This is a genomic window from Noviherbaspirillum humi, from assembly GCF_900188095.1.
Taxonomy (GTDB): domain Bacteria; phylum Pseudomonadota; class Gammaproteobacteria; order Burkholderiales; family Burkholderiaceae_D; genus Noviherbaspirillum; species Noviherbaspirillum humi.
On the sequence record NZ_FZOT01000040.1, the window covers coordinates 1 to 3,160 of the forward strand.

Here is a 3,160-nt window from a genome sequence, read left to right on the forward strand (position 1 = left end):
TTGGTCATTAATGCCCGCCCGATGGCCAGCATCTGCTGCTCCCCGCCCGACAGCTGCGCGCCCAGGTTGCTTCTTCTTTCCTTCAGCCGCGGAAAGAAGCCGTACACCCGCTCCAGCGTCCACGGCTGCAAACCGCTGCCCCTGGCCGGCGCTCGCGCCGTGGCCACCAGATTCTCCTCCACCGTCAGGTTCGGAAACACCTGCCGCCCTTCCGGCACCAGCCCCAGCCCCAGCCGGGCGATGCTGTGCGAGGCCAGCCCGTGCACCGGCTGGCCGTCGAAGGCGATGCGGCCGGCCTTCACCGGCAAGAGCCCGAACAGGCACTTGACGGTGGTCGAGCGCCCCATGCCGTTGCGCCCCAGCAGCGTCACCACTTCGCCGCGCCGCACTTGGCAGCTGACCCCGAACAGCGCCTGCGCATGGCCATATGACGCTTCCAATGCGTCGATCTCGAGCAAGGCCGTCATGCCGCTTCCTCCCCCAGGTACACCGCCCGCACTTCCGGGTGGTGTCTGACTTCGTCCGGCGTGCCGGTGAACATCACCCGGCCGTACACCAGCACCGTGATGCGGTCGGCCAGCGCGAACACCGCGTCCATGTCGTGCTCGATCAAGAGAATCGCGTAGCGGCCCTTGAGCTGCTTGAGCAGCGCCACCACCGACGCCGATTCCTGCACGCTCATGCCGGCCATCGGTTCGTCCAGCAGCAAAAACGTCGGCTTGGCCGCCAGCGCCATGGCCAGCTCCAGCTGGCGCCGCTCGCCGTAGGCCAGGTCTTCGGCCGGGGTGTGCAGCCGGTGCCCCAGGCCGGCCGCCTGCAACGCTTCCTGCGCCGCCTGGACCCGGACCTTGCGGCCCAGCAGCGGCTGCCAGAAGCGGAACGCGTGCTCGTTGGCGCCCATGGCCGCCAGCACTGCATTCTCCAGCACCGTGAACTCCTCGAAGATCGAGGTGATCTGGTAGGAGCGCAGCAGGCCCTGCCGCGCCCGCGCCTGGATCGGCAGCGACGTCACGTCGCGCCCGGCGAACACGACCCGGCCGGCATTGGCGGCCAGCTCGCCGGAGAGCTGGTTGATGAGGGTGGTCTTGCCGGCGCCGTTGGGGCCGATGATGGCGTGCAGCTCGCCCGGCTGGATGTCGATCGACACGTGGTCGGTGACCAGCAGGCCGCCATAGCGCTTGACCAGCGAGTCGGTATGCAGCAGCGCGGTGCTCATCGGCGTTCTCCCAGGGGTGGCAGGTTCGGTTGCGCCGCCATGGGCGCGGCGTGATCATCGGCATCGTTCGGCTGGCGCCGGGCTTCGAGTTTCTGCAGCACGCCGATGATGCCGGCCTTGCCCAGCAGCGCCACCAGCACGATGATCGGCCCGAACAGCGCCATCCAGTGCTCGGTGACGCCCTTGAGCAGTTCCTCCAGGCCGAGAAAGGCCAGCGTGCCCAGGAGCGGACCAAATATCGAGCCGATGCCGCCCAGCACCACCATCACGATCAGGTCGCCCGAGGTGACCCAGGACAGCGTGCTGGGCGAGGCGAAGGCGTTCAGGTTGGCCAGCAGCATGCCGGCGATGCCGCAGACGATCGCCGACAGCACATAGGCGCACAGCAGGTAGCTGCGGCTGGGAAAGCCGACCGCATTGATGCGGCGCGCATTCTGCCGTGCGCCCCTGAGCACCATGCCGAACGGCGAGCTGCGCAGGCGCGCCATCCACCACGTCAGCAGCACCAGCTGCGCCAGCGCCACCGCGTACACCACATACGGCTTGCCCAAGTCCAGCCCGAAGAAGTGGCTGGTCAGATTGATGGTGGTGCCGTCGTCGCCGCCGTACTGCTTCAGGCTGACGAACACGAAGTAGCCCATCTGGGCAAATGCCAGGGTGATCATGATGAAGGCGATGCCGGAGGTGCGCAGGCTGATGGCGCCGGTGATCAGGCCGACGAGGCCGCAGCTGAGAATGCACACCAGCAGGTGGACCCAGCCGCTGTCGATCTCGTAGAACGCCGGCAAGGCCACGCTGTAGGCGCCCAGGCCGAGAAACAGCGCATGGCCCAGGCTCACCAGCCCGCCATAGCCCAGCGCCAGGTTGAGCGCGGTGGCGGCGATGGCGTAGATGATGATGCGGGCGAAAAAGGCGACGTAGAACGGCTGCCCGGTGGCGGCGGCCACGAACGGCACCGCCGCCAGCAGCGCCAGCACCAGCAGCGGCAGCAGCACGCTCGGGCGCAACAGGGAGGATCGGGAGGAAGTAAGGGAAGAGTTCATCAGCTTCTCCTGGCCGGGAACAGGCCTTGGGGGCGCAGCGCCAGCACCACGGCCATGAGCACGTAGACCAGCATCGAGGCCAGCGCCGGGCCGGCGGCATTGGCCACTTCGCGGCTCATCACTTCGCGCAGCAGCATCGGCAGGAAGGCGCGGCCCAGGGTGTCGGCCACGCCCACCACCAGCGAGGCATAGAAGGCGCCGGAGACCGAGCCGATGCCGCCGATGACGATCACCACCAGGGCGGTGATGAGCACCGGCTCGCCCATGCCGGCCTGAATCGACAGGATCGGCCCGGCCATCACGCCGGCGAGTCCGGCCAGGGCCGCGCCCAGGCCGAACAGCAGGGCGTTGAGCAGCCGGATGTTGACGCCCAGCGCGCCGACCATCTTCGGGTTGACCGCGCCGGCGCGAATGAGCATGCCCAGGCGGGTCTTGTGCATGAGCAGGTGGGCGCCGACGGCCACCGCCAGGCCGACGGTGATGATGGCGAAGCGGTAGGCGGGATAGGTGATGCCGAACAGGTTGACGGTGCTCTCCAGAAAGGCCGGCACCGGCAGGAAGTACGGCTGCGGGCCCCAGATGATGCGCGCCATCTCGTTGAAGAACAGCACCATGCCGAAGGTGGCCAGCACATGGTCGAGGTGGTCGCGCCCGTACAGGCGCGACACCGCCAGCTTCTCCAGCAAAAAGCCGACCAGTACGCAGCCGGCCAGGGCGGCGATGACGGCCACAGTGAAGGAGCCGCTCATCTCAAAGGCGGTGGCGGCGAAGTAGGCGCCGAGCATGTACAGCGAGCCGTGGGCCAGGTTGATGAAGCTCATGATGCCGAACACCAGCGTCAACCCGGCGGCCAGCAGAAACAGCAGCACGCCGTACTGCAGGCCGTTCAGCAGCTGCGGAA

4 protein-coding genes are annotated in these 3,160 nt (G+C 67.9%); all 4 read right to left on the reverse strand.

What is annotated here, in order from left to right:
• The coding region (locus CHB88_RS23965; RefSeq protein WP_143131470.1) for an ABC transporter ATP-binding protein at positions 1 to 467 on the reverse strand (467 nt) is incomplete at its 3' end.
• Positions 464 to 1,216 (reverse strand): ABC transporter ATP-binding protein, encoded by a 753-nt coding sequence (locus tag CHB88_RS23970; RefSeq protein ID WP_089401880.1) that lies wholly within the window; start codon positions 1,214 to 1,216, stop codon positions 464 to 466. The genes CHB88_RS23965 and CHB88_RS23970, both read right to left, overlap by 4 nt.
• On the reverse strand, positions 1,213 to 2,259 hold the full coding sequence (locus CHB88_RS23975) for a branched-chain amino acid ABC transporter permease (protein WP_089401881.1): 1,047 nt from the start codon (positions 2,257 to 2,259) through the stop codon (positions 1,213 to 1,215). The genes CHB88_RS23970 and CHB88_RS23975 overlap by 4 nt, the downstream gene beginning before the upstream one ends.
• Positions 2,259 to 3,152, reverse strand: a complete 894-nt coding sequence (locus CHB88_RS23980) for a branched-chain amino acid ABC transporter permease (RefSeq protein WP_089401882.1) — start codon at positions 3,150 to 3,152, stop codon at positions 2,259 to 2,261. Before CHB88_RS23980 ends, CHB88_RS23975 begins: the two co-directional genes overlap by 1 nt.
• Positions 3,153 to 3,160 lie beyond the last annotated feature (8 nt).